21 protein-coding genes are annotated in these 23,023 nt (G+C 62.7%); 16 read left to right on the top strand and 5 right to left on the bottom strand.

Annotated elements, in window-relative coordinates:
* Nucleotides 1–19 precede the first annotated feature (19 nt).
* Nucleotides 20–661, top strand: a complete 642-nt coding sequence (locus tag KHO49_RS12695) for an oxidoreductase (protein WP_102865336.1) — start codon at nucleotides 20–22, stop codon at nucleotides 659–661.
* Nucleotides 662–721: 60 nt separating this feature from the next.
* On the opposite strand, the gene KHO49_RS12700 is transcribed toward KHO49_RS12695, so the two are convergent.
* The 4 genes from KHO49_RS12700 to KHO49_RS12715 form a co-directional block, all read right to left on the bottom strand.
* Nucleotides 722–1,009, bottom strand: a complete 288-nt coding sequence (locus tag KHO49_RS12700; protein ID WP_102865335.1) for a YceK/YidQ family lipoprotein — start codon at nucleotides 1,007–1,009, stop codon at nucleotides 722–724.
* The gene (ubiX, locus tag KHO49_RS12705) at nucleotides 1,002–1,634 is read right to left on the bottom strand and encodes a flavin prenyltransferase UbiX (RefSeq protein WP_102865334.1); all 633 of its coding nucleotides are present in this window, start codon (nucleotides 1,632–1,634) and stop codon (nucleotides 1,002–1,004) included. Before ubiX ends, KHO49_RS12700 begins: the two co-directional genes overlap by 8 nt.
* Nucleotides 1,631–2,980 (bottom strand): UDP-N-acetylmuramate:L-alanyl-gamma-D-glutamyl-meso-diaminopimelate ligase, encoded by a 1,350-nt coding sequence (gene mpl / locus KHO49_RS12710; RefSeq protein ID WP_102882340.1) that lies wholly within the window; start codon nucleotides 2,978–2,980, stop codon nucleotides 1,631–1,633. Before mpl ends, ubiX begins: the two co-directional genes overlap by 4 nt.
* Before the next feature lie 136 nt (nucleotides 2,981–3,116).
* Nucleotides 3,117–5,036 (bottom strand): sigma-54-dependent Fis family transcriptional regulator, encoded by a 1,920-nt coding sequence (locus KHO49_RS12715; RefSeq protein ID WP_123390333.1) that lies wholly within the window; start codon nucleotides 5,034–5,036, stop codon nucleotides 3,117–3,119.
* A 376-nt stretch (nucleotides 5,037–5,412) separates the two neighbouring features.
* Here KHO49_RS12715 and exaC point away from each other — a divergent pair, with 376 nt between their 5' ends.
* The 15 genes from exaC to KHO49_RS12790 all read left to right on the top strand — a co-directional run bounded on the left by exaC (nucleotide 5,413) and on the right by KHO49_RS12790 (nucleotide 21,872).
* Nucleotides 5,413–6,933, top strand: coding sequence for an acetaldehyde dehydrogenase ExaC (gene exaC, locus KHO49_RS12720; RefSeq protein WP_011063687.1), 1,521 nt, complete (start codon nucleotides 5,413–5,415; stop codon nucleotides 6,931–6,933).
* Nucleotides 6,934–7,110: 177 nt separating this feature from the next.
* Nucleotides 7,111–8,391, top strand: coding sequence for an ethanolamine utilization protein EutH (eutH, locus tag KHO49_RS12725; RefSeq protein WP_213665088.1), 1,281 nt, complete (start codon nucleotides 7,111–7,113; stop codon nucleotides 8,389–8,391).
* 25 nt (nucleotides 8,392–8,416) lie between these two features.
* Complete coding sequence (locus KHO49_RS12730; RefSeq protein WP_213665089.1) at nucleotides 8,417–9,853, top strand: ethanolamine ammonia-lyase reactivating factor EutA; 1,437 nt, start codon at nucleotides 8,417–8,419, stop codon at nucleotides 9,851–9,853.
* 28 nt (nucleotides 9,854–9,881) lie between these two features.
* Nucleotides 9,882–12,077: an ethanolamine ammonia-lyase gene (locus tag KHO49_RS12735; RefSeq protein ID WP_123390328.1), complete on the top strand. Its 2,196-nt coding sequence runs from the start codon at nucleotides 9,882–9,884 to the stop codon at nucleotides 12,075–12,077.
* Nucleotides 12,078–12,128: 51 nt separating this feature from the next.
* Nucleotides 12,129–13,523, top strand: a complete 1,395-nt coding sequence (locus KHO49_RS12740) for an ethanolamine ammonia-lyase subunit EutB (RefSeq protein ID WP_102882345.1) — start codon at nucleotides 12,129–12,131, stop codon at nucleotides 13,521–13,523.
* Between the two features lie 11 nt (nucleotides 13,524–13,534).
* On the top strand, nucleotides 13,535–14,359 hold the full coding sequence (gene eutC / locus KHO49_RS12745) for an ethanolamine ammonia-lyase subunit EutC (protein WP_213665090.1): 825 nt from the start codon (nucleotides 13,535–13,537) through the stop codon (nucleotides 14,357–14,359).
* Between the two features lie 106 nt (nucleotides 14,360–14,465).
* Nucleotides 14,466–14,924 (top strand): GNAT family N-acetyltransferase, encoded by a 459-nt coding sequence (locus KHO49_RS12750; protein ID WP_102865325.1) that lies wholly within the window; start codon nucleotides 14,466–14,468, stop codon nucleotides 14,922–14,924.
* Between the two features lie 236 nt (nucleotides 14,925–15,160).
* Nucleotides 15,161–15,817: a DedA family protein gene (locus KHO49_RS12755; protein ID WP_102882346.1), complete on the top strand. Its 657-nt coding sequence runs from the start codon at nucleotides 15,161–15,163 to the stop codon at nucleotides 15,815–15,817.
* Nucleotides 15,818–15,822: 5 nt separating this feature from the next.
* The gene (locus tag KHO49_RS12760; protein WP_170002126.1) at nucleotides 15,823–16,635 is read left to right on the top strand and encodes a M90 family metallopeptidase; all 813 of its coding nucleotides are present in this window, start codon (nucleotides 15,823–15,825) and stop codon (nucleotides 16,633–16,635) included.
* 239 nt (nucleotides 16,636–16,874) lie between these two features.
* The gene (ppa, locus tag KHO49_RS12765; RefSeq protein WP_011063696.1) at nucleotides 16,875–17,402 is read left to right on the top strand and encodes an inorganic diphosphatase; all 528 of its coding nucleotides are present in this window, start codon (nucleotides 16,875–16,877) and stop codon (nucleotides 17,400–17,402) included.
* A gap of 444 nt (nucleotides 17,403–17,846) precedes the next feature.
* Nucleotides 17,847–18,350 carry a hypothetical protein gene (locus KHO49_RS12770; RefSeq protein WP_249735514.1) on the top strand — a complete coding sequence of 168 codons (504 nt, stop codon included), beginning with the start codon at nucleotides 17,847–17,849 and terminating at the stop codon, nucleotides 18,348–18,350.
* Between the two features lie 137 nt (nucleotides 18,351–18,487).
* Nucleotides 18,488–19,663 (top strand): GGDEF domain-containing protein, encoded by a 1,176-nt coding sequence (locus tag KHO49_RS12775; protein ID WP_213665091.1) that lies wholly within the window; start codon nucleotides 18,488–18,490, stop codon nucleotides 19,661–19,663.
* 167 nt (nucleotides 19,664–19,830) lie between these two features.
* Nucleotides 19,831–20,202, top strand: coding sequence for a cytoplasmic protein (locus KHO49_RS12780; RefSeq protein ID WP_102882356.1), 372 nt, complete (start codon nucleotides 19,831–19,833; stop codon nucleotides 20,200–20,202).
* A gap of 10 nt (nucleotides 20,203–20,212) precedes the next feature.
* Nucleotides 20,213–20,662, top strand: a complete 450-nt coding sequence (locus KHO49_RS12785; protein ID WP_102882357.1) for a DUF3828 domain-containing protein — start codon at nucleotides 20,213–20,215, stop codon at nucleotides 20,660–20,662.
* 127 nt (nucleotides 20,663–20,789) lie between these two features.
* Nucleotides 20,790–21,872, top strand: coding sequence for a TPR end-of-group domain-containing protein (locus tag KHO49_RS12790; RefSeq protein ID WP_213665092.1), 1,083 nt, complete (start codon nucleotides 20,790–20,792; stop codon nucleotides 21,870–21,872).
* A gap of 33 nt (nucleotides 21,873–21,905) precedes the next feature.
* Here the strand turns inward: KHO49_RS12790 and nirK are convergent, their stop codons facing one another.
* A complete protein-coding gene (gene nirK / locus KHO49_RS12795; RefSeq protein WP_213665093.1) occupies nucleotides 21,906–22,994 on the bottom strand; it encodes a copper-containing nitrite reductase in 1,089 nt (362 codons plus the stop codon).
* Nucleotides 22,995–23,023 lie beyond the last annotated feature (29 nt).

Here is a 23,023-nt window from a genome sequence, read left to right on the forward strand (position 1 = left end):
GTATCAAGGGGGAATGACTATGTACTTGACGCCTCAGCATATCCTGCTCGCCGGCGCCTCCGGACTAACCGGAGAGCATCTACTCGATCGCCTGCTCAACGAGCCCACCATCATTCGTGTTCTGGCACCCAGCAGACGCCCGCTAAGCAAGCACCCACGCCTGGAGAACCCCGTCGGCGATCCGGCGGTGTTTCTGCCGCAACTAAGCGGCAAGGTGGAGATCGCCTTCTGCTGCCTGGGCACCACCATCAAGCAGGCGGGTTCCGAAGCGGCCTTTCGCGCCGTGGACCTGGACATGGTGGTGGCCTTCGGCAAACGCGCCCTGGAAATGGGCGCGCGGCACCTGATAGTGGTCAGCGCCCTGGGCGCCGACCCCAAGTCATCGATTTTCTACAACCGGGTCAAAGGTGAAATGGAAGAGGCCCTTAAACAGCAGGGCTGGCCACAGCTGACCATTTGCCGGCCGTCACTGCTGCTGGGAGACCGGATCGAACCGCGCCTGACCGAACAACTGGCCGGCCCGTTGTCGCGACTTATCCCGGGCAAGTACCACGGCATCGAAGCCTGCCAGTTGGCACGCGCCATGTGGCGGTTGGCCCTGGAAGAGCAAAGCGGCACTCGGGTCGTCGAATCCGATGAGTTGCGCAAGCTAGGTAAATGAAGCACCCGCCGGCAAGCCGGTTCCTGCACATAGCTGCAGGAGCCGGCTTGCCGACGAACCCTACAACCCACCCGTTGCCTGAAACCCCACCCCCAACACTGTCAGCACCGACAACGGCAGCAACAGCGTATCGAGCAGGGCACTGGCCGGCAGGTCTACTCCCGGATAGCTCGGTGCCTCGGCGCCAAAGCGGTCCATGGCACAGCAACCACCCTGCATGGCATAAAGATCCAGGCGCGTCCCCGAATACACCACCGGTGCCCCAGGTTGTGCGGCGTTCAAGGTACGGACCGTGGCACAGCCCCCCAGCTGCAGGGCAGCCAGCAGCATCAGCAGGGATTTATTCATCGCTGCTCAAATGATGTTCGCCCCAGCGCGGCAACATGTCCTGGGGAATGTTCAGCAGATTGAGAATCCGCGCCACGACGAAGTCCACCAGGTCATCGATGGTCTGCGGCTGATGATAGAAACCCGGCGAGGCCGGCAGGATAGTCACGCCCATATTCGACAACTTGAGCATGTGCTCCAGATGAATGCTGGAGTAGGGAGCCTCGCGAGGCACCAGAATCAACTGCCGGCGCTCCTTGAGGGTCACGTCCGCAGCCCGTTCGATCAGGTTGTTGCAAGCCCCGGTAGCAATCGCCGACAAGGTGCCGGTGGAGCAAGGCACCACCACCATCGCCGCCGGCGAGCCGGAACCCGAGGCTACCGGCGACATCCAGTCTTCCTTGCCGTACACCCGGATCTGCCCCGCCGCCGCACCGGTGTACTCGGTGAGAAAGGCCTGCATCATCTGCGGCTTGGGCGGCAGGGTCACATCGGTTTCCGTGGCCATGACCAACTGCGCAGCCTTTGAGATCAGGAAGTGCACTTCCCGATCCTCACGCACCAGGCAATCCAGCAGGCGCAAACCGTACTGGGCGCCCGAGGCACCGGTCATGGCCAGGGTGATGCGTTCCGGGCCGTTGCTCATTGCAGTGCCTCGGCCAGTTTGCCGTGCAGGCCGCCGAAGCCGCCGTTACTCATGATCACCACCTGGGTGCCCGGCTTGGCCTGGCTTTTCACCCGTTCGATGATGCCTTCCAGAGAGTCGCTGACAATCGATGGCACCGAACACAAGGCCGCCGTTGCCGCCAGGTCCCAGCCCAGGTTGGCCGGTGCGTACCAGATCACCTGATCGGCCTGGTTGACGCTTTCCGGCAGCCCATCACGGTGGGCGCCAAGCTTCATGGAGTTGGAGCGCGGCTCGATGATGGCAATCACCGGTGCGTCGCCGACCCGCTTGCGCAGGCCGTCCAGGGTGGTGGCGATGGCCGTCGGGTGGTGGGCGAAGTCATCGTAGATGGTCACGCCATGCACTTCGGCGACCTTCTCCATGCGGCGCTTCACGCTCTTGAACGCACTCAGGCCAGCAATGCCCATCGACGGCACCACGCCAACATGACGAGCAGCGGCCAGCGTCGCCAGGGCATTGGCCACGTTGTGCTGCCCGGTCAGTTCCCACTCCACCACGCCCTGGCTCACCCCCTCGAACATCACTTCAAAGGCAGAACCGTCGGCACTGAGCAACTTGACCTGCCACTGACCACCGGCACCGGTGGTCTGCACCGGCGTCCAGCAGCCCATCTCGATGACCCGCTGCAAGGCCGGTTCGGTGGTGGGATGAATCACCAGGCCTTCGCTGGGGATGGTCCGCACCAGATGGTGGAACTGCCGCTCGATGGCTGCCAGGTCAGGGAAGATGTCCGCATGGTCAAACTCAAGGTTATTGAGGATCGCCGTGCGCGGGCGGTAGTGGACAAACTTCGAGCGCTTGTCGAAGAACGCGCTGTCGTACTCATCGGCCTCGATCACGAAGAACGGTGTGCCGCCCAGGCGGGCCGAAACGGCGAAATTCTGCGGCACCCCACCGATCAGGAAGCCCGGGCTCATGCCGGCATGCTCCAGTACCCAGGCCAGCATGCTGCTGGTGGTGGTCTTGCCGTGGGTGCCGGCAACAGCCAGGACCCAGCGCCCTTGCAGGACATGGTCCGCCAACCACTGCGGGCCGGAAACATAGGGCAGGCCTTTGTTCAGCACATACTCCACGGCCGGGTTGCCCCGGGACATGGCATTGCCGATCACCACCAGATCCGGAGCCGGGTCCAGCTGGGCCGGGTCATAGCCTTGAGTCAGCTCGATGCCCTGGGCTTGCAGCTGGGTGCTCATGGGGGGATAGACGTTAGCGTCGGAGCCGGTGACGTGATGGCCCAGTTCTTTAGCCAGAACCGCCATCGAGCCCATGAAAGTGCCGCAGATACCGAGAATATGGATGTGCATAGTCGACCTCATAAAACATCGGCGCAGGTTAGCCTAGAGGGCTGCAAATCGCACCCATTAGCTGACCGGGAGGCTGTTGCGTTTGCCGCCGCTGGCACAAGGCAAGCGGCCCTGTACCGGCAGTCACAGGTGCGTTTTAACGCGCAATACCGTGTTTGCGCAGCTTTCTATAGAGGGTATTGCGGCTGACCCCCAGCTGTTCGGCGGTATGGGTCATGTGCCAGCGCTGTTGCTCCAGGGCTGCCAGTAGCGCAACCCGCTCGGCGTCCTCCAGGGGGCGCTCCTGCGCTTCGGCAACCGGCTCGGAAACCGGCGCCGGGCGGCTGTTGCGGATCAGCGGCGGCAGGTCTTCCAGACCAATGCGGCCGTTTTCACACAAGGCCGCCAGGGTTCGCAGGACGTTGCGCAATTGCCGCACGTTTCCCGGCCAGGAATAACTCAACAGGCTCTGACGCGCCGCTTCGTCCAGCACCACCGGTTGCCCGCCCGCTTCTTCGGCCAGGAGAAAGTCCAGCAACTGGGATTTGTCGCTGCGCTCACGCAGGGCCGGCAGCGCGATCTCAAGACCATTGAGCCGGTAATACAGATCCTCACGGAAACTGCCGTCGCGTACCCGCTCCAGCAGATCCCGGTGGGTGGCGCTGATGATCCGCACGTTGACCGATTGCGGCTCACCGCCAATCGGCACCACCAGGCGATCTTCCAACACCCGCAGCAAACGCGTCTGCAGGGCCAGGGGCATATCGCCGATTTCATCGAGGAACAAGGTGCCGCCATCGGCCTGCTGCAACTTGCCGCGCATGCCCTCCTTGCGCGCCCCGGTAAAGCTGCCGCCGCGATAACCGAAGAGTTCGCTCTCGATCAGGCTCTCCGGAATCGCCGCGCAATTGAGGGCGACAAAGGTTTTATCCGAACGGGCACTGCCCTGGTGCACGGCCTTGGCGAAAGCCTCCTTGCCGGAGCCGGTTTCACCATTGATCAACAGCGGCACATCACGCTCGAACACCCGCGAGGCCCGGCGAAAATCATTCTGCAGCCCTTCATCCCCAAGGCAGATGCTTGAAGTGCGCGGCGGCGTAACACCAGCCGGCACCCGCGGTGCAGGTTGCGATACCGGGTGCGGCTGACCGCGCAACAAGGCAAACAGACGCCGCCCATCCCGAGTACGCAAGGGCCAACTGGCGCTGGCATTGATGCTGGCGCGACTGAGCAATTCATCCAGGGAACAGTCGAAAAAGCTGTCCACCGGTTTACCCAGCAAGCCACCGCGAATATGTCCCAGCAGGTTCAGGGCGCTCTGGTTCACCGCACAGATTCGCCCTTCGCCGTCAAACGCCAGCAAGCCCTCACTGAACAGCCCCACAGACTCCGCCTGTAGATGAAAGCGCAGCAGCCACTGGTTCTCGAAATAACGCAGGAAATAGCAGCTCTCGATCATTTTCGCCGAGAGATTGACCAAGGCCATGGTGTGAAACTGACTCTGCCGGGAAACGTCCTGACGCGCCGAGGACACATCCAGCACCGCCAGCAATTCGCCATGGGGATCGAACACCGGGCTCGCCGAGCAGGTCAGGCCAGTGTGCCGGCCACGGAAGTGCTCGCCCTGGTGAATGGTCAGCGACTGGCGCTCCACCAGGCAGGTGCCAATGCCGTTGGTGCCTTCCCGGGCCTCGCTCCAGTCGGCGCCCAGCCAGAGACCGGCATGCTCGAAAATCTTGCGCTCGCTAGGGGCGGTGATGCAGTTGAGGATCACCCCCCGGGCATCGGTCAGCAGCACGGCATGGCCCGCGCCGGACAACTGCTGGTGCAGGTTGGCCATCTCGGTGCCGGCTATTTGCAGCACATCCTGCAGGCGTTCGCGACTTTCCAGCAGGCGACCATGCTCCAGCACTGTGGGAGCCATGGCCTGGGCCGGATCAAGGTGATAGTCCTCAAGGCAGCGCAGCCAGGAGCGAGCAATGGAGGGGTCGCTGCCGGGGCCCTGCAAATGGGCTTTACCCTGGGCCACCGTCAGCACCTGCTGGGCATGTCGACTCAGATGATTACTACTGTGCATTTCTTATTATTCTCCTGATGCGCTGTCACGCTCAGACGGAACACTGGCGCCGCTGCCGGCCGCAATCGGCCCTGTAAAGAAGGACAGACCATCAGATCTATCCGACAAGATTCGACACGCGAACCAGCATCCTCCAGCCGCTGTTTCATTGCAATGCCGGCTTGACCCATGAGTCACAGCTTGTGCCATCCAGGTTACAAACTGTCACTCGGTGCCGTACCAGATTCGTCACACGCTGCCGTTGGCACCGCTTCGAAACATCCGCAAACCCTTGATTCATATGGCCTGCACCCCACTGGCCCGACCTTTGCTCTACGCTTGGTATGCGCTATAGCGCGTCCTCCCCCATAAGCATAAAAGCCAGGAGATACCCACCATGCGTTACGCACACCCCGGTACTGAAGGCGCTATCGTTTCGTTCAAGAGCAAGTACGGTAACTACATCGGCGGCGAATTCGTTGCGCCAGTCAAAGGCCAGTACTTCACCAACACCTCGCCGGTCAATGGCCAGCCGATTGCCGAATTCCCCCGCTCCACCGCCGAAGACATCGACAAGGCGCTGGACGCCGCCCATGCCGCCGCCGACGCTTGGGGCGCCACCTCGGTACAGGCCCGCTCGCTGATCCTGCTGAAGATCGCCGACCGCATCGAACAGAACCTTGAACTGCTGGCCATCACCGAAACCTGGGACAACGGCAAGGCGGTACGCGAGACCCTGAACGCCGACATTCCCCTGGCCGCCGACCACTTCCGCTACTTCGCCGGTTGCCTGCGGGCCCAGGAAGGCAGCGCCGCGGAAATCGACGGCAACACCGTGGCCTACCACATCCATGAACCCCTGGGCGTGGTCGGGCAGATCATCCCGTGGAACTTCCCGATCCTGATGGCCGCCTGGAAACTCGCCCCAGCCCTGGCTGCCGGTAACTGCGTGGTACTCAAACCCGCCGAGCAGACCCCACTGGGCATCACCGTACTGATGGAAGTGATCGGCGACCTGCTGCCACCGGGCGTGCTCAACGTAGTGCAAGGTTTCGGCCGTGAAGCCGGCGAGGCCCTGGCCACCAGCAAGCGCATCGCCAAGATCGCCTTCACCGGCTCGACTCCGGTGGGCTCGCACATCATGAAGTGCGCCGCCGAGAACATCATTCCGTCCACCGTGGAACTGGGCGGCAAGTCGCCGAACATCTTCTTCGAAGACATCATGCAGGCCGAACCGAAGTTCATCGAAAAGGCCGCCGAAGGCCTGGTGCTGGCGTTCTTCAACCAGGGTGAAGTCTGCACCTGCCCATCCCGTGCCCTGGTGCAGGAATCGATCTACGACGAATTCATGCAAGTGGTGATGAAGAAGATCGAGCAGATCAAGCGTGGCGATCCGCTGGACACCGACACCATGGTCGGCGCCCAGGCCTCCGAGCAGCAGTTCGACAAGATCCTCTCCTACCTCGACATCGCCAAGAACGAAGGCGCGCAGCTGCTCACCGGCGGCAAGGTGGAGAAACTCGAAGGCGACCTGTCCAGCGGCTACTACATCCAGCCGACCCTGCTCAAGGGCACCAACAAAATGCGCGTGTTCCAGGAAGAAATCTTTGGCCCGGTGGTCAGCGTCACCACCTTCAAGGACGAAGCCGAAGCCCTGGCGATTGCCAACGACACCGAGTTCGGCCTGGGTGCCGGGGTCTGGACCCGCGACATCAACCGCGCCTATCGCATGGGCCGCGGGATCAAGGCCGGCCGCGTCTGGACCAACTGCTACCACCTGTACCCGGCGCACGCCGCGTTCGGTGGCTACAAGAAGTCCGGCGTTGGCCGTGAAACCCACAAGATGATGCTCGACCACTACCAGCAGACCAAGAACCTGCTGGTGAGCTACGACATCAACCCGCTGGGCTTCTTCTGATCGACCCTCCCGGCGACCCAGGTCGCCGGGAGGCCTTTTGGCGGCCTTGCCGCACTTGTTCACCTGCTCTGATCCGGTGCCGAAGGCTTGCCGGACGGGACACTGCTGTCGGAAGTTCTGCGCCAAACCAGTCGTGCACAGACCCTGCTTGAAAAACAATAACAAGGGACAAACGCAATGGATCAGATCGGCAACTACGTGCTCTACCTCATCATGCTCTGCGCCGTAATCGGTGCCTTCGCCGCCATCTATGACAGCGAGCGAGGCTTGGGCAAAGAATTCATGGAAGGCATTCATGCCACCGGCTACATCTTTGTGCCGGCCGCAGGGATCATGGCCTCCATTCCCTACCTGACCGTGGTCATCGAGACCGTCTTCGGTCCGTTCTTCAACTCCCTGGGCGCCGATCCGGCCCTGGCGGCGACCATGATCATCGCCTCGGACATGGGTGGCTATCAGCTGGCCTCGGCCCTGGCCGCCAGCAAGGAAGCCCTGGTGATGGCCTTGATCACCGGCTTCATGGGCGGCGCCACCATCGTCTTCTCGATCCCCATGGGCCTGGCGATGCTCGACAAGCGCGACCACAAGTACATGGCCCTGGGGATCATGTCCGGCATCCTCACCATCCCCGTCGGGGTGATGATCGCCAGCCTGATCCTGGCCTTCAGCAACCCGGTGGTACGCGAACTGGTGAGCACCAACGGTGAAGCCAGCTACCAACTGGCCCTGGGCCTGGGCAGCATCTTCGCCAACCTGCTGCCGATCCTGATCTTCGTCGTGGCCCTGGCCCTGGGCCTGCGCTTTTTGCCGGACATGATGATCAAGGGTTTCATCATCTTCGGCCGCGCCATGGACGCGGCCATCAAGCTGGTGCTGGTGTTCTCCATCGTCGAATACTTCACCGGGGTCTTCTCCGCGGTATTTGGCGGCTGGGGCTTCCACCCGATCATCGCCGACGCCCAGGACCAGACCCGCGCCCTGGAAACCGCCGGCTACATCGGCATCATGCTGGCCGGTGCCTTCCCCATGGTCTACCTGCTGCGCAAGTACCTGGGCAAACCCCTGGAGAACCTCGGCGGCAAGATCGGCCTCAGCGCGGTGGGCAGCGCCGGCATGCTGGCGACCATCGCCAACATCCTCGCCATGTTCCGCCTAGTGCGCCTCATGCCGCCCAAGGACAAGGTGGTGAATATCGCCTTCGGCGTCTGCGCCGCCTTCCTGCTGGGGGACCACCTGTCCTTCACTGCCAACTTCCAGCCCACCATCATCCTGCCGGTACTGATCGGCAAGCTCTGCGCCGGCTTCGTCGCCGTCGGCCTGGCCTACTGGCTGTCGGTGCCCAAGGCGCTGCAACTGGAAGCCCAGGATCGGGCCGCGGGGATCATCGCCCCGGGCGAGTACCTGGGCGGCACCGCGCTGGACACGCCGGAACCTGCCGGCCAGAAGGCCACCGCCTGACTGCGGCGCGGCGAGGAACGCCTGCATGCAAGCCATCACGGGCGGCGCATCGGTACTGCTGCTGGGGCTGGACTTCGGGTCCACCACCAGCAGCGCGCTGATCGCCCAGGCCAGCCTGAGCAGCCACTGCATCACCGGACGCATGGCCCTCAACGAGCCACGGGTGCTGTTTCGTGGCGAGCCGGTGTTCACCCCGTTCAAGGACCAGGTCATCGATGAAGCCGCGATCCGGGCCCTGATCGAAACCTGGCTCGAACAGGCCGGCGTAAGCCCGCAACAGCTGTTTTCCGGTGGTGTGATCATCACCGGTCTGGCGGCGCGGCGGCACAACGCCCAGGCCCTGGCGCAACTGGTCGGCCAATTGATCGGCAACGCCCTGATCACGCGCGCCGACGACGGCGGGCTGGAGTCCTGGCTGGCCTTCATGGGCAGTTGTTCGGCGCTGAGCCGCTTCCACGCTCGGCAACCGATACTCAACCTGGATATCGGCGGGGGCACCACCAACGCCGCCTGGGGCCTGGATGGCAACGTCCTGGCCAGCGGCTGCCATTTCATCGGGGCTCGGCACTTGCAGTTCGAGCCGGGCAGTTATCGTCTCAGCGGCGTATCGGAGTTCGGTCAGGCACTGCTCGATCACCTGGCAATCCGCAAGCATCCCGGACAGGTCCTGGAGCGTTCCGAGCTGGAGGCGGTGGTCAATTGGTACATCGATGCCCTGGTCGCCATTGCCGAAGGTGATCGCCACTTCTTTGCCAGCCCGCTGGGCCAACTGACCGAGCAACTGCCGCTGATCCTCCCTGCACGCAATGCCGACCCGGCCCTGACTTTTTCCGGCGGTGTGGGCGAGCTGCTCTATCGCCACCTGCAAGGCGAACCCATGCCCGGCACCACCTATTACGGCGATCTGGGCATCGATCTGGCCCTGGCCATTGCCCGCCACCCGCGACTGGTGCAGGCGGCCACCCGGCTGGTGCCGGAAAACCGCGGCCGGGCCACGGTCTACGGCCTGACCCTGCACAACACCGAGATTTCCGGCAGCACCCTGTTTCTGCCCCAGCCCGAGGTGCTGCCGCTCAAGGACCTGCCCATCGTCGCCCGGCTGCCCATGGATGCCACCGAGCAGCAACTGGACGACGCCCTGGCCCTGGCACTGAGCAGCTGCGACGGCGCTTGCCTGCAATTGCTCGACAACGGCCAGGCGCCACGACTGGAGGACATCCGACAGCTGGGCGCACGCCTGGCCCGCGCCCTGGAGCAAGCACGACCCGCCCCGCACTGGCCGCTGGTGCTGCTGTTGGAAAGCAACGTCGGCAAGGTCCTGGGCAACTACGCCACGGATTGGGGGCGCAGTTCTTGCAACCTGATCGTCATCGATGAAGTACGCGAGCGTTCGGCACACTTCATCAACCTGGGAAAACCCCACCAGCACATCGTGCCCGTCGCCTTCTACGGCGTGCACTGAGCCGATGCCGGCCAAGGAGCGTCTTGCCATGTCACTCACCGCACTGCAGCACATCCGCCTTCCCGAAGCGCTTGCCGAACGGGCCTACAGCACCCGGGTGCTGGACCGCGAGATAGGCTTCGCCAGCCTCAAGGCGGTGCTCGGCGCCGCCGACATCAGCAAGGCCGGGGACCGGGTGGCAGGGCTCGCGGCGGCTGATGAAATCACCCGCGAGGCGGCGCGCAAAGTGCTCTCAGAGCTGACCCTGGATCACTACTTCCAGCATCCGCTGACAGATCGCCACGGCCGCATCGACAGCGTCATGCAGGTCAACTACGACATCGACCACAGCGTCTTTGGCGAGATCGCCGACCTGACCCTGGGCGCCCTGAAAGATCGCCTGCTGCGCAGCCATGGCACTGAAATACGCCGTATCGGCACGGCCCTGACCGGGGTCATGGTGGCGGCCCTGGCCAAGCTGCTGGACGTGCATGAACTGATCCTGCTGTCGAAAAAGCTCAAGAGCGGCGCGGCGGCCAAGGCCCGGACCCTGGTGGGCCTGCCCGGTACTCTGTCGTCGCGGCTGCAGCCCAACCATCCCACCGACAACCTCAGCGGCATCACGCTGCTGGTTTACACCGGCCTGAGCATGGGCTCGGGGGACGCGCTGATCGGCCTTAACCCGGCCATCGACACCGTGGACAACATCAGTGCCACCCTGCGCCACCTGGATAAATTGCGTAGGGAAACCGGAGCGCCGACGCAGATCTGCGTGCTCTCCCACATCAAGACCCAACTGGCCTGCCTCGACCAGGGCGCGCCAGTGGAAATCATGTTCCAGAGCCTGGCCGGCACCGAACGCACCCTGACCGACGAGTTCGATGTCACCGTGCAGTTGCTGGATCAGGCCTGGCAGACCATGACCGAGCGCGGCCCGCTGCGCGATGTTGCAGAAAACTTCATGTACTTCGAGACCGGCCAGGGCAGCGAACTGACCTACGGCAAGCACGAAGGCATCGACATGACCACCTGCGAAGCCCTGTGCTATGGACTGGCCCGGCGCTATCGGCCGTACATGGTGAACAACGTCACCGGTTTCATCGGCCCGGAAACCCACCTCGACAACTTCGAGATGACCTATTCCTGCCTGCAGGACCAGTTCATGGGCAAGCTACTGGGGCTGCCCATGGGCATGGCGCCCTGCTACACCCTGCACTCCCAGGTGACCCTGGAAGGCCAGCAAATGGCCACCGAATTGCTGACCGCCGCCGGCGCCAACTTCTTCATGGACGTGTACCTGAGCACCGACCGCATGCTCGCCTACTTCGACACCAGCGCCCACGACAACCAGACCCTGCGCGAAGTCCACGACCTGGCGCCGGCCCCGGAATACCTGCGCTGGGCCCTGGGCAAGGGGATTTTCCAGGAGGACGCCCACGGCAACGTGGAACGCGGACCGAACTGGGGCAACCCGCGAATCTTCTGTGAGTCGGACATCGACTTCCAGCGCCTGCTCGAATCCACCCCGGCCACCTACGGCTTTGACAACGCCGGCCCACGCCCGGCCAACGCGGTGTCGCGGACCGTGCGCGCCAACCTCGCGGTGGCCCGAGAGGCGATCTACGTCGACCTGCGCCCTGCCGAAATCGGCGCCATTCCCCTGCGGGAACTGCGCACCGCCGCCCCGGACAAGCTGGCCCACCTGCAGGACCCGGAGTTGGGCGCGCGGCTGACCGAGGAGGTGCTGCGGCGCCTGCAACCGGAATACAACGACGTGCAGATCGTGATTTCCGACGGCCTCAGCGCCGAAGCCATCCACCACAACATTCCCGAGCTGCTGCCGGTGCTGATGGACGGTCTGCAGAGTCGCGAGCTGCGCATCGGCCAGCCGATCCTCGCGCCCTATGGCCGGGTCAAGCTGGCAGAGTCGGTGGGCGAAGCCCTGCAACCGCAACTGATCATCGTGCTGATCGGCGAGCGTCCCGGCGGCGATGCCCTGGCCTCGCGCAGCATGTCCGCCTACCTGGGCTACCGCCTGCCGGACGACCAGGCCCGCCGCGCCGCCGCCCAGTTCAGCGGCAATCCGGACATTCGCTACGAATACACCGTGATCTCGAACATCTACAGCGGTGGCCTGCCACCGCTGGAAGGCGGCAGCCTGGTGGCGGAAAAGGCCTTTGCCATCCTCCACCACCGGGCTGCCGGCAACCGTCTGGAAAACCTGCTGAAGAAGGTGGCATCCTGATGATCCGCCAGCACTCGGCAACGCCCCTACATCGTTGAAACGGAGACTGAGATGGCCCAATTTTCCCACAGCGTAGGTTCCCAGACCTATCGCTTCGACAGCCTCAAGGAAGTCATGGCCAAGGCCAGCCCGGCCCGTTCCGGAGATTTTCTGGCCGGTGTCGCCGCCCTCAACGACGGCGAACGGGTCGCTGCCCAGATGACCCTGGCGGATATCCCCCTCAAGCACTTTCTCGAAGAAGTGCTGATTCCCTATGAATCCGACGAAGTCACCCGGCTGATCATCGACAGCCATGACAAGCAGGCCTTCGCCACGGTCAGCCACCTCACCGTTGGCGGCTTTCGCGACTGGCTGCTCAGTGACGCCGCCGACGAGCAGAGCCTGCGTGCCCTGGCGCCGGGCCTGACCCCGGAAATGGCCGCCGCGGTGTCGAAGATCATGCGTGTGCAGGACCTGATCCTGGTGGCGCAGAAGATTCGCGTGGTGACAAAGTTTCGCGGCACCCTGGGCTTGCGCGGGCGCCTGTCCACCCGCCTGCAACCCAACCACCCCACCGACGAGCCGGCGGGCATTGCCGCGAGCATTCTCGACGGCCTGCTGTACGGCAACGGCGATGCGATGATCGGCATCAACCCGGCCACCGACAGCATCGCCTCGATCTGCGCCATGCTGGAAATGCTCGACGCCATCATCCAGCGCTACGAGATCCCCACCCAGGCCTGCGTGCTGACCCACGTCACCACCTCCATCGAGGCGATCAATCGCGGTGTCCCCCTGGATCTGGTGTTCCAGTCGATTGCCGGCACCGAAGCCGCCAACGCCAGCTTCGGCATCAACCTCAACGTGCTCCAGGAAGGCTACGAAGCAGGCCTGAGCCTGAACCGCGGCACCCTCGGGCAGAACCTGATGTACTTCGAGACCGGCCAGGGCAGTGCCCTGTCGGCCAACGCCCACTTCGGCATCGACCAGCAAACCTGTGAAACCCGCGCCTATGCCGTGGCCCGGCATTTCAAGCCGTTCCTGGTGAACACCGTGGTGGGGTTCATCGGTCCCGAGTACCTGTACAACGGCAAGCAGATCATCCGCGCCGGCCTTGAGGACCACTTCTGCGGCAAGTTGCTGGGCGTGCCCATGGGTTGCGACATCTGCTACACCAACCACGCCGAAGCCGATCAGGATGACATGGACAACCTGCTGACCCTGCTGGGCGTGGCCGGCATCAACTTCATCATGGGCATCCCCGGCTCCGACGACATCATGCTCAACTACCAGACCACGTCCTTCCACGACGCACTCTATGCTCGCCAGACCCTGGGCCTGAAACCTGCCCCTGAGTTCGAACAATGGCTAGCCAGGACCGGCATCTTCACCCAGGCCGACGGCAAGGTGCATTTCGGCAACAACCTGCCACCGGCTTTCCGCCAGGCACTGGCCCAGCTGGGATAAGGAACAGGCACATGCAAAAACATCCGACCGACTCGCAAAATCCCTGGCTGGAACTGCGCCGCCTGACCCCCGCGCGCATTGCCCTGGGCCGCACCGGCACCAGCTTGCCGACCGGCGCCCAACTGGACTTCCAATTCGCCCACGCCCAGGCCCGGGATGCCGTGCACCTGCCCTTCGACCACGCCGGCCTGAGCGCCCAACTGGCCGAGCGCGGCCGTGACAGCCTGCTGCTCCATAGCGCCGCTACCGATCGCCACAGCTACCTGCAACGCCCCGACCTGGGGCGCCGGCTCAGTGATGAATCGGCCCAGAGCCTGCGCGACTACGCCAGCGCCCATCCCGGTGGGGTCGACCTGGCGGTGGTGGTGGCCGATGGTCTGTCGGCCCTGGCGGTGCATCGCCACACCCTGCCCTTTCTGGCGCGCATGGAGGAACAGACCGCCGCCGAAGGCTGGTCGCTGTCGCCGGTGATCCTGGTGGAACAGGGCCGGGTAGCGGTGGCCGACGAGATTGGCGAACTGCTGGGGGCGCAGATGACTGTGATCCTGATCGGTGAGCGTCCCGGGCTCAGTTCTCCCGATAGCCTGGGGTTGTACTTCACCTACCAGCCGAAAGTCGGGCTCACCGATGCCTATCGCAACTGCATCTCCAATGTGCGCCTGGAAGGCCTGAGCTATGGCATGGCCGCCCATCGCCTGCTGTACTTGATGCGTGAAGCCTGCCGCCGGCAATTGTCGGGAGTAAACCTCAAAGACGAAGCACAAGTGCAGACTCTGGACAGCGACTCAACGGCAGACATGAAGGGCAACTTCCTTCTGGGGCCGCCCCAAGCGTGATTTTGCAAGACGATTGCGCTTTTTTCCCGCTTTGGGCAGCATCGGAACACGGCTGCCCGAGTCATCCAACCTGTGCCGTCACATCCACTTGAAGTTGAGAGCCACCATGCGGATTACTCAAGCAACCCTCGAGCACCTGGATCTGTTGACCCCGTTATTCGTCAAATACCGCGAGTTCTATGGCGCCCTGCCCTATCCGGATTCGTCCCGGGCCTTTCTGGAAAAGCGCCTGCGACGCAAGGAATCGGTGATCTACCTGGCCCTGGCCGATGATGACAGCAATAAATTGCTGGGTTTTTGCCAGCTGTACCCAAGCTTTTCCTCCCTGTCGCTCAAGCGCGTATGGATTCTCAACGACATCTACGTCGCTGAAGATGCCCGGCGCCAGCTGGTGGCCGACAACCTGATGCGCACCGCAAAGAAGATGGCCAAGGAAACCAACGCCGTCCGCCTGCGTGTGTCCACCAGCAGCAACAACGCCGTGGCGCAGAAAACCTACGAGTCCATGGGCTTTCGCGAAGACAGCGAGTTCAAGAACTACGTCCTGCCTCTGAGCGATAGCTGATCTCACCGACAGCGGCCTGCGGGCCGCTTTAGTCCCTCAGGCCGGGGTGATCCCAGGTGGCCTGCCGTGCTTTGCGCGCCGAAACGCCCCGCTACAATCTGAACACGCATTTCACCTCTCTGCCTTTATAATGGCCGCCCTTTTCGGCGCGTAAGAAAATCTACACATCCTTGTAGTCCCTTTCTCCGAGTCATCGCACAGGCCTGCCGAGCCAGGCTGTCACCACAGGTGCCCCCATGGATTTCAACCCGATCGACCTACTCCTTCATCTCGACGTTTACCTCGACATGTTGGTGACCAACTACGGGCCCTGGATCTACGCCATCCTGTTTCTGGTGATTTTCTGTGAAACCGGTCTGGTGGTGACGCCGTTCCTGCCCGGGGACTCCTTGCTGTTCATCGCCGGCGCAGTCGCTGCGGGCGGCGGCATGGACCCGGTGCTGCTGGGGGGCCTGCTGATGCTGGCGGCGATCCTCGGTGACAGCACCAATTACGTGATCGGGCGAACCGCGGGCGAACGACTGTTCAGCAACCCCAATTCGAAGATCTTCCGTCGCGACTACCTGCAGAAAACCCATGATTTTTATGAAAAACACGGTGGCAAGACCGTAACCCTGGCGCGCTTCCTGCCGATCATCCGCACCTTCGCACCGTTCGTCGCTGGCGTGGCCCGCATGCCCTACCCACGATTCTTCGCTTTCAGCGTGATCGGCACCATCCTCTGGGTCGGCGGCCTGGTGACCCTGGGCTACTTCTTCGGCAACGTACCGTTCATCAAGAAAAACCTGTCGTTGCTGGTGGTGGTCATCATCCTGCTGTCCCTGGTGCCGATGATCATTGGCGTGCTGCGCAGCCGCTTCGGCCGCAGCGCTGAAAAAGCCGAAACCCGCTAAACACCATGTGGTCCCTCAGTGCCTGGCGCCGCAAGCGCCGGCTGGCCAAGCACCCGGTCAGCGATGAAACCTGGCAGCGGGTGCGCCAGCACCTGCCCTTCCTCGACGGCCTCAGCGTTGCCGAGGACCAGTGGCTCAGGGAAGCCAGCGTGCTGTTTCTCGATGACAAGCACCTCACCGCCCTGCCCGGCGTGGAGCTGCATCAGGAGCAACGCCTGCTGCTGGCAGCCCAGGCGCAACTGCCATTGCTGCACCTGGGCGACCTGAACTGGTACCAGGGCTTCCATGAAATCATTCTTTATCCCGACGACTTCCTCAGCCCCCAGCGCCACCGCGATGCCAGCGGTATCGAGCATGAATGGGACGGCGAGCACAGCGGTGAAGCCTGGCAGCAGGGCCCGATCATCCTCGCCTGGCCTGGGGTGCTGGCCAGTGGCGGTTGGGAAGCCTACAACCTGGTGATCCACGAACTGGCCCACAAGCTGGACATGCTCAACGGCGACGCCAATGGCCTGCCGCCGCTGCACAGCGACATGCGGGTCAGCGACTGGGCGCAGGTGATGCAAAGTGCCTACGACGATCTCAACCGCCAGCTCGACCATGATCCGGAGGCGGAAACCGCCATCGATCCCTACGCGGCGGAAAACCCGGCGGAGTTCTTCGCCGTCACCAGCGAGTACTTCTTCAGTGCCCCGGACTTGCTCGTGGCGGCCTATCCGAAAGTCTATGAACAGTTGCAGCTGTTTTATCGGCAGAATCCATTGGCCCGACTGCAGCAACTTCAAGCTGAAGATCCGGTCTATCAAACGCACCACTAATGTCCTGTCGCGCTGATACGTTGTTCATCTGAAGGCCAGTGGAAAGACCGCTGCCACGCCTGCCGACCGATGGCAAAACCGCCGGTCGCACGGCCCACCCGAACATGTCTGCGAGACAGTACAACCAAGGTTCTACGACCCTTGGCACGTAGCATCGGTTGCGGAGTGTGTCTATAATCGCCGCCACTTTTTGGTCAATCCGGCCAAGTCATTTGGTCAACTAACGGGGGCAACGCCCAATGAGCTACAGCAAGATTCCGGCGGGCAAAGACCTGCCGAACGACATCTACGTCGCTATCGAAATCCCGGCCAACCACGCGCCGATCAAGTACGAAATCGACAAAGACAGCGACTGCCTGTTCGTTGACCGTTTCATGGCCACCCCCATGTTCTACCCGGCCAACTACGGCTTTATCCCCAACACCCTGGCTGACGACGGCGACCCCCTCGACGTGCTGGTCGTGACCCCGTACCCAGTAGCGCCAGGCTCGGTGATCCGTGCTCGCCCAGTGGGCATCCTGAACATGACCGACGACGGCGGCGGCGATGCCAAAGTGATCGCGGTTCCTCACGACAAGCTGTCCCAGCTGTATGTCGACGTGAAGGAATACACCGACCTGCCAGCCCTGCTGCTGGAACAGATCAAGCACTTCTTCGAGAACTACAAAGACCTCGAAAAAGGCAAGTGGGTGAAGATCGACGGTTGGGGCAATGCCGATGCAGCCCGCGCCGAGATCCTGAAGTCGGTTGCCGCCTATAAAGGCTGAGAAGCAGCGTTAAGCTTCGAGCGACAAGCTTCAAGAGAAAGCCCCGAGTGATCGGGGCTTTTTCGTACCTGTTCCCCCATCGCAGTCGTCTTGCCAGCCAACAAGGCCGCACCAAACACGCATCCGGCAACAAATTCCCACGCACTATTTTCGTCCCCAGGGCCTCTGGATAGCGCTTCGCACTGGGAATTGCCGGCGAATATGCGTATGCTGCGCCCCACATTTGCGCATCGACCCTCCCTGCGGTCAGATCGCCCGACGAAGCGGATGACTTTCCTGCCCAGTCCCACAGCCAGCCGCAAGAGCTGGGTGTACGTTTTGAAGGCTGGTGCGGTTTACCAAAAATGAACCAAGCCAGTCCCCGAGAAGCCGGCCACAAGCCGGCTTTTTAATGCCTGCAAGCCGGGCACGCGAAGAACTGACCACTCCGACAGCAGGTGCAGGATGCACGACCTACACAGCTTTGCCGCCCCCCTGGAATCCAAGCCCGAAGCACCGGCCATGAACCCCGGCCTGGTCCTCCCGCGGCCCGTGCAGCGGACCATGAAAGGCGCACTGATAGCGACACTTGCAACGCTTGGCCTCAGCGGCTGCGTGGGGGCCTGGGTGGATATGCCCTACCAGCAAGTATCGAAGACCGAAGCTCACCAAAAGCTCATCGGCAACTCCATGAAGCCGGTTGTCACCCACACGCAAAAGAGCACGCCCGAACGCCAGTGGTGTGGCACCACCCTCTTGGTCGTGATCCTGCCGATTCCACTCAAGCTGCCAGTCTGCGAGTCCTACAGCGCCACCGCCTATGGCGACGATATCAATGGCGTCGAAGTGCCGCTGCTGTACACAAATCGGAAAATCAGTTCGGATTTCTACGCTTGTGGTCCGTTCATGTTTCTCGGACCCATCGCGCACGGCTACCAGGGCAACGCGGTCTGCGGCGTATTCCGCTAGACCGGGCACTTCCTGCAGCAACATCCACCAAGGCCCGGAAGTTCTCGCTACAATCGCGCCCACTGATGGCAATTCGCCCGCTTCCGGCCGCGGTTTTGCTTCCCCGCCCTTGACGCGACTTCACGAGAACCCCGGACATGGCCCTGCATATCCCCACCCTGCTGGTCGTCTCGGTGTTCATTTTCTTCCTCATGAGCCTGCTGACCTTCCACGCCTGGCGGCAGGAAACCCGCGAGCGCCCGCTGGCCTACCTGGGCGGCATGATGCTGCTGGCCGCCGCTGGAATGCTGCTGGTAAGCCTGCGCGATCTGGGCATGGACTTCGTACCCAAGGTGCTCGGCAACCTGGTCCTGCTGCTGAGCGCCGGTCTCAACTGGACGGCCATGCGGGTGTTCGCCGGACGTCCGCCCCATGCACCGGGCATGCTCGCCGGGGCCGGCATCTGGATGGCCCTGTGCATGGTTCCAGCGTTCTACCAGTCAATGACGGTTCGGGTCTCGGTGTATTCGCTGCTGGTGGCCGGCTATGGCCTGCTGATCATGCTGGAGTTCTGGCGCAGCCGTCGGCAGTTGGAAGTTGCCTATATGCCTGCCCTGGCCCTGACTCTGCTGCACACCGTGTTCTACAGCGTGCGCGCGGTGATTGACCAGGGCCTGGCCATGGATCAGGTGTTCAAAGGCTACGGCGCCGGAGTGCCGCTGTTCTCGCTCATGTTGTTCGAATCGATGCTGTATGTGATCGGCATCGCCTACGTGACCCTGTGCATGGTCAAGGAACGGGTCGAACTGCGCCTCAAGGCCGCAGCCTTCTGCGACGCCCTGACGGGCATCGGCAACCGCCGGGCGTTCATGGTCCATGGCGAACAAATGCTGATCGAATGCCAGCGCAGAGGTGCGCCGTTGGCCTTGCTGCTGTGCGATCTGGACCATTTCAAGCGCTTGAACGACGCCTTTGGCCATCAGACCGGGGACCAGGCGCTGATCGCCTTCAGCCGGGTACTTTCAGAAACCCTGCGCGGCAAAGACGTGTTTGCCCGCATCGGCGGTGAAGAGTTCGCTTGCCTGCTGGAATCGACCGACGAGCAGTCCGCCGTGCGGGTCGCCGAACGGATTCGCCAGGCATTTGCCCGGTTGCCTCTTTTGGAGCCAGGGCTGCTCAGTGTCAGCATTGGCGTAGTAACCAGTGAAACCCAAGGCTACGATCTGCCGCGCCTGCTTTCCCTGGCCGATGAAGCGCTGTATGGCGCCAAGGATCGGGGGCGCAACCGGGTGCAAACGGCGGCGCGCAACGTCCTTGAGCTACAGCCGGGTTGAATGGTCAGGGCAACCTTTGCCGAAGTGGACTCAACGCGGTTTTAGCGGCCTGAACGATAACTGTGATACGCCCCCCAAAGCCCGAAGAAAAGGCACTTAGCCAGTATTTCCGCCCTCACTGCGCAAGCATAGAATCGCCGCTCTTCAGGACTCTCGGATAACAAGGAATGTGGAATAAACAAGCCGCTATCAGTCACTTGAACGCGCACGCTCACGCCGGCAGTACCGGGCGCTGCGCGGCCTATACCCGCAAAGCGATCGAAGCCGGTGGCGGTGGGGTGATTTTGCACAGGAAGCACTCGGCCAAGGATTTCGGCTCATCATTGACCTCCGCCGGTTTTATCGAGCAACCGGCCGGCCAGACGCCCGCAGCAGGCGATGTGGTCATTATCCAGCCCATTCCCGGGCACCCTCACGGCCACATGGCGATGTTCAACGGCACCATCTGGGTGTCAGACTTCAAGCAACTGCACGGTTTTTACCCGGGTCACTCCTATCGGGTGCAAAAGCCTGCCTACAAAATCTATCGCCATCCGTAAGGGGTTCCCCATGAGAATGCTGTTCTGCTCGCTGCTGGCAGCGGTCGCCATGCATCAGTCGGTCGCCCTGGCCGACTGCGCCAGCTCGCCAAAACCCGCCACTCAGGCGTTCTACAGCTGGTACCTGCAAACCTTCAGCGAAGACAAGGACCCTCTGACCGACAACGTCCCCGAGATGAAGAAATACGTCTCTGACTCACTGATCGCCAAGATCAAGAAACAGATGGCCAGCCCCGACGGCCTGGAAGAGGACTACTTCCTCAAGGCCCAGGACTACATGGACGAGTGGCTGACTCAGATCAAGGTCAGTGAACCGCAGATCCAGGGCTCCAGCGCCAAGGAGCAGGTGACGCTGGGCAGCACCCCGGATACCACCCAGATCGTCGATGTGCGAATGATCAAGGACAAGGGCTGCTGGAAGATCGACGAGGTACTTTCCACCGCCGATCAGAGCGACTGATTCTGGCGTTTGGGCGTTGAATCCAGCCAGTGCACGGGTCGTCCGCCAGGGCGATCCACCATGCTAAGCTGCGCGCCGTTTCGGGCAACGGCCCGGGACTTCCTTCACTGAAAAAGGACGCTCAGTCATGTCGTTGCCGGCCGCAGTACGCCTGCCCCTGTCATTCCTCTCGTTGTTCGGGGCTCTGAGCCTCAGCGGTTCCTGGGCCCATGCCGATGCGCAACAGGACGTCGCCAAGGGCCGTTGGCAAGGCCTGGCCGGTATGGCCAATCTGTACCTGGACGACGCCACAGCGGCGGACTTCATCGAGGCCGGGGACAACGAAAAGAGCCAGCACGACAACTACGCCGGTGCCCTCGCCTATTACCTGACCGCCGCCCGCCTCGACCCGAAGAATGCCTACGCCTCGTACCAGGCCGCCGGCAGCCTGGCCGCCATGGACAAGAACAAGCGGGCCGCCGAGTACCTGGAGCAGGCCCGCGAGCGTGGCTTCTGGCAACTGGTGCTACTCAAGGAAGACGACGAACTGGAGTCGCTTCAGCAGGATCCAGCCTACAAGAAGCTGTTGCAAGCAGCGGAAAAGAACTATCCGGCCCACGCCAAGGATGCCGGCCTTGCAGCCTTCAGTATTCCCCAGGGCAAGGCCCCGGCCGCAGGCTGGCCGGTGGTGGTCTGGCTATCGGGATTCGGCACCGAGGGCAGCGACGGCGTCGATATGCGCACCGACCTTGTGGGCGAGCAGGCCGTGCTGGTGGGCATCAACGGCACCCTCAAGCGCGACGAGCACCAGTTCATGTGGCAGCAGCATTCGGTGGACACCACCCAGGAGGCGGTCAACGCCGCCCTGAAGAAGCTGGAAAAACAGACTCGCATCGACCGCTCGCGCATTGCCCTGATGGGCTTCTCCCAAGGCGCCGAGCATGCCTCGCACCTGATCGCCGAGTATCCGCAGCAGTACAGCGGCGCGTTGCTGCTGTCCCCCGGCGGCTACCGGATTCCGTTCGGCGAAACCCGGGCCCGGGACAAGCGCATCGTCATTGTCCATGGCGCCCAGGAGCACGAGAGCAACCAGAAGCTCACCGCCATCACGCAACAGACCCTGGAGCCCGGCAATCAGGTCCAGAGCCATGAACATGCCGAAGGCCACACCTTCCAGAACGACTGGCGCCAGGTGTATCCGGGCTACCTGAAGTTCGCCCTGAACCTCTGATGCCAGGTGCCGGGGCTTGAGCCCCGGCTGCTATCACTTGCCCGAAGTGATGGGCCCGGGGGCTTTTACCAGAGTCATCAGGTCGTCATCCCACTGCCCCTCGACCTTGACCTGCGCCAGGGCCCCCAGCTCCATGGCCTCGATCAGGTTGTGATTGAGGTACACGTAGGTGCCCGGCTGCTTGAAGGTGTAAAGCGCCCCCAGCGCCGAACCGCCAGGAATGAACCAGGTCTCCAGGTTGCGTTGCGGGGCATTGGCGAACTTGCCGGTGGTCCAGACCCAATCGCCATGACCGCCGATCAGGTGCGGACGGCTGTCGCGGTTGGCCTGGGAATGAATGAACAGCACGCTTTCGCCGACCTTGGCAGTCAGGGCGTTGGCCCCGGTCAGAGCACCAACCCGACCGTTGAACACCACATGACTCGGCGTCAGCGTGCGCATCACTTCACGGGTGTCCTGGTAGCTGGAGGCCAGGTCCGGGTAGCTCTTGTAATGCCCGTCCTTGTCCTTGGGGATATACAGGTCAAACTCGCCGATGGTGTAGGCACGGTCATAGCGCAAGGGCTTGCCGGCGGAGTCTTTCAAGCCCTCGCGAGGCAACACCATCAAGGTCCCGCTCATGCCCGACACCACGTGCCAGGGCACCATGCCCGGCGGCGCACAATGGTAGACAAAGGTGCCGCTGCGATCGGCCTTGAAGCGCAGCACCACCTCCTGCCCCGGCAGTACCTGGTTCAGGGCCGCGCCGCCCAAGGCGCCGGTGGCCGCATGAAAATCGATGTTGTGGGGCATGCTGTTGCTGGCCGGGTTGCTGAGGGTCAGCTCGACGTAGTCGCCCTCATGCACCACCAGCGTCGGGCCGGGCATGGAGCCGTTGAAGGTCATTGCTTGCAAGGTGGTGCCCTGGTCATCCACCTGCATCTTTTTCTCTTCCACAGTCATGCGAAACTGCACGACCTTCGGCGGCCCGCTGACCACTTGTTCATGGGCGTGCACCTGAGGCGGCGCCACCAGGTCAACCTTGACCCTCTGCAGCCCGTCGGCCCCTGCGGCCAACACCACGCCGCAGGCGCAGCTGCCAACCACCACACAACACTTCAACCACGATTGAAACCTACCCATGTTGCGCATTTCCCTGCCAATGAATGGTG

The organism is Pseudomonas sp. RC4D1 (assembly GCF_018390395.1).
In the GTDB taxonomy this organism is placed as follows: Bacteria; Pseudomonadota; Gammaproteobacteria; order Pseudomonadales; family Pseudomonadaceae; genus Aquipseudomonas; species Aquipseudomonas danubii.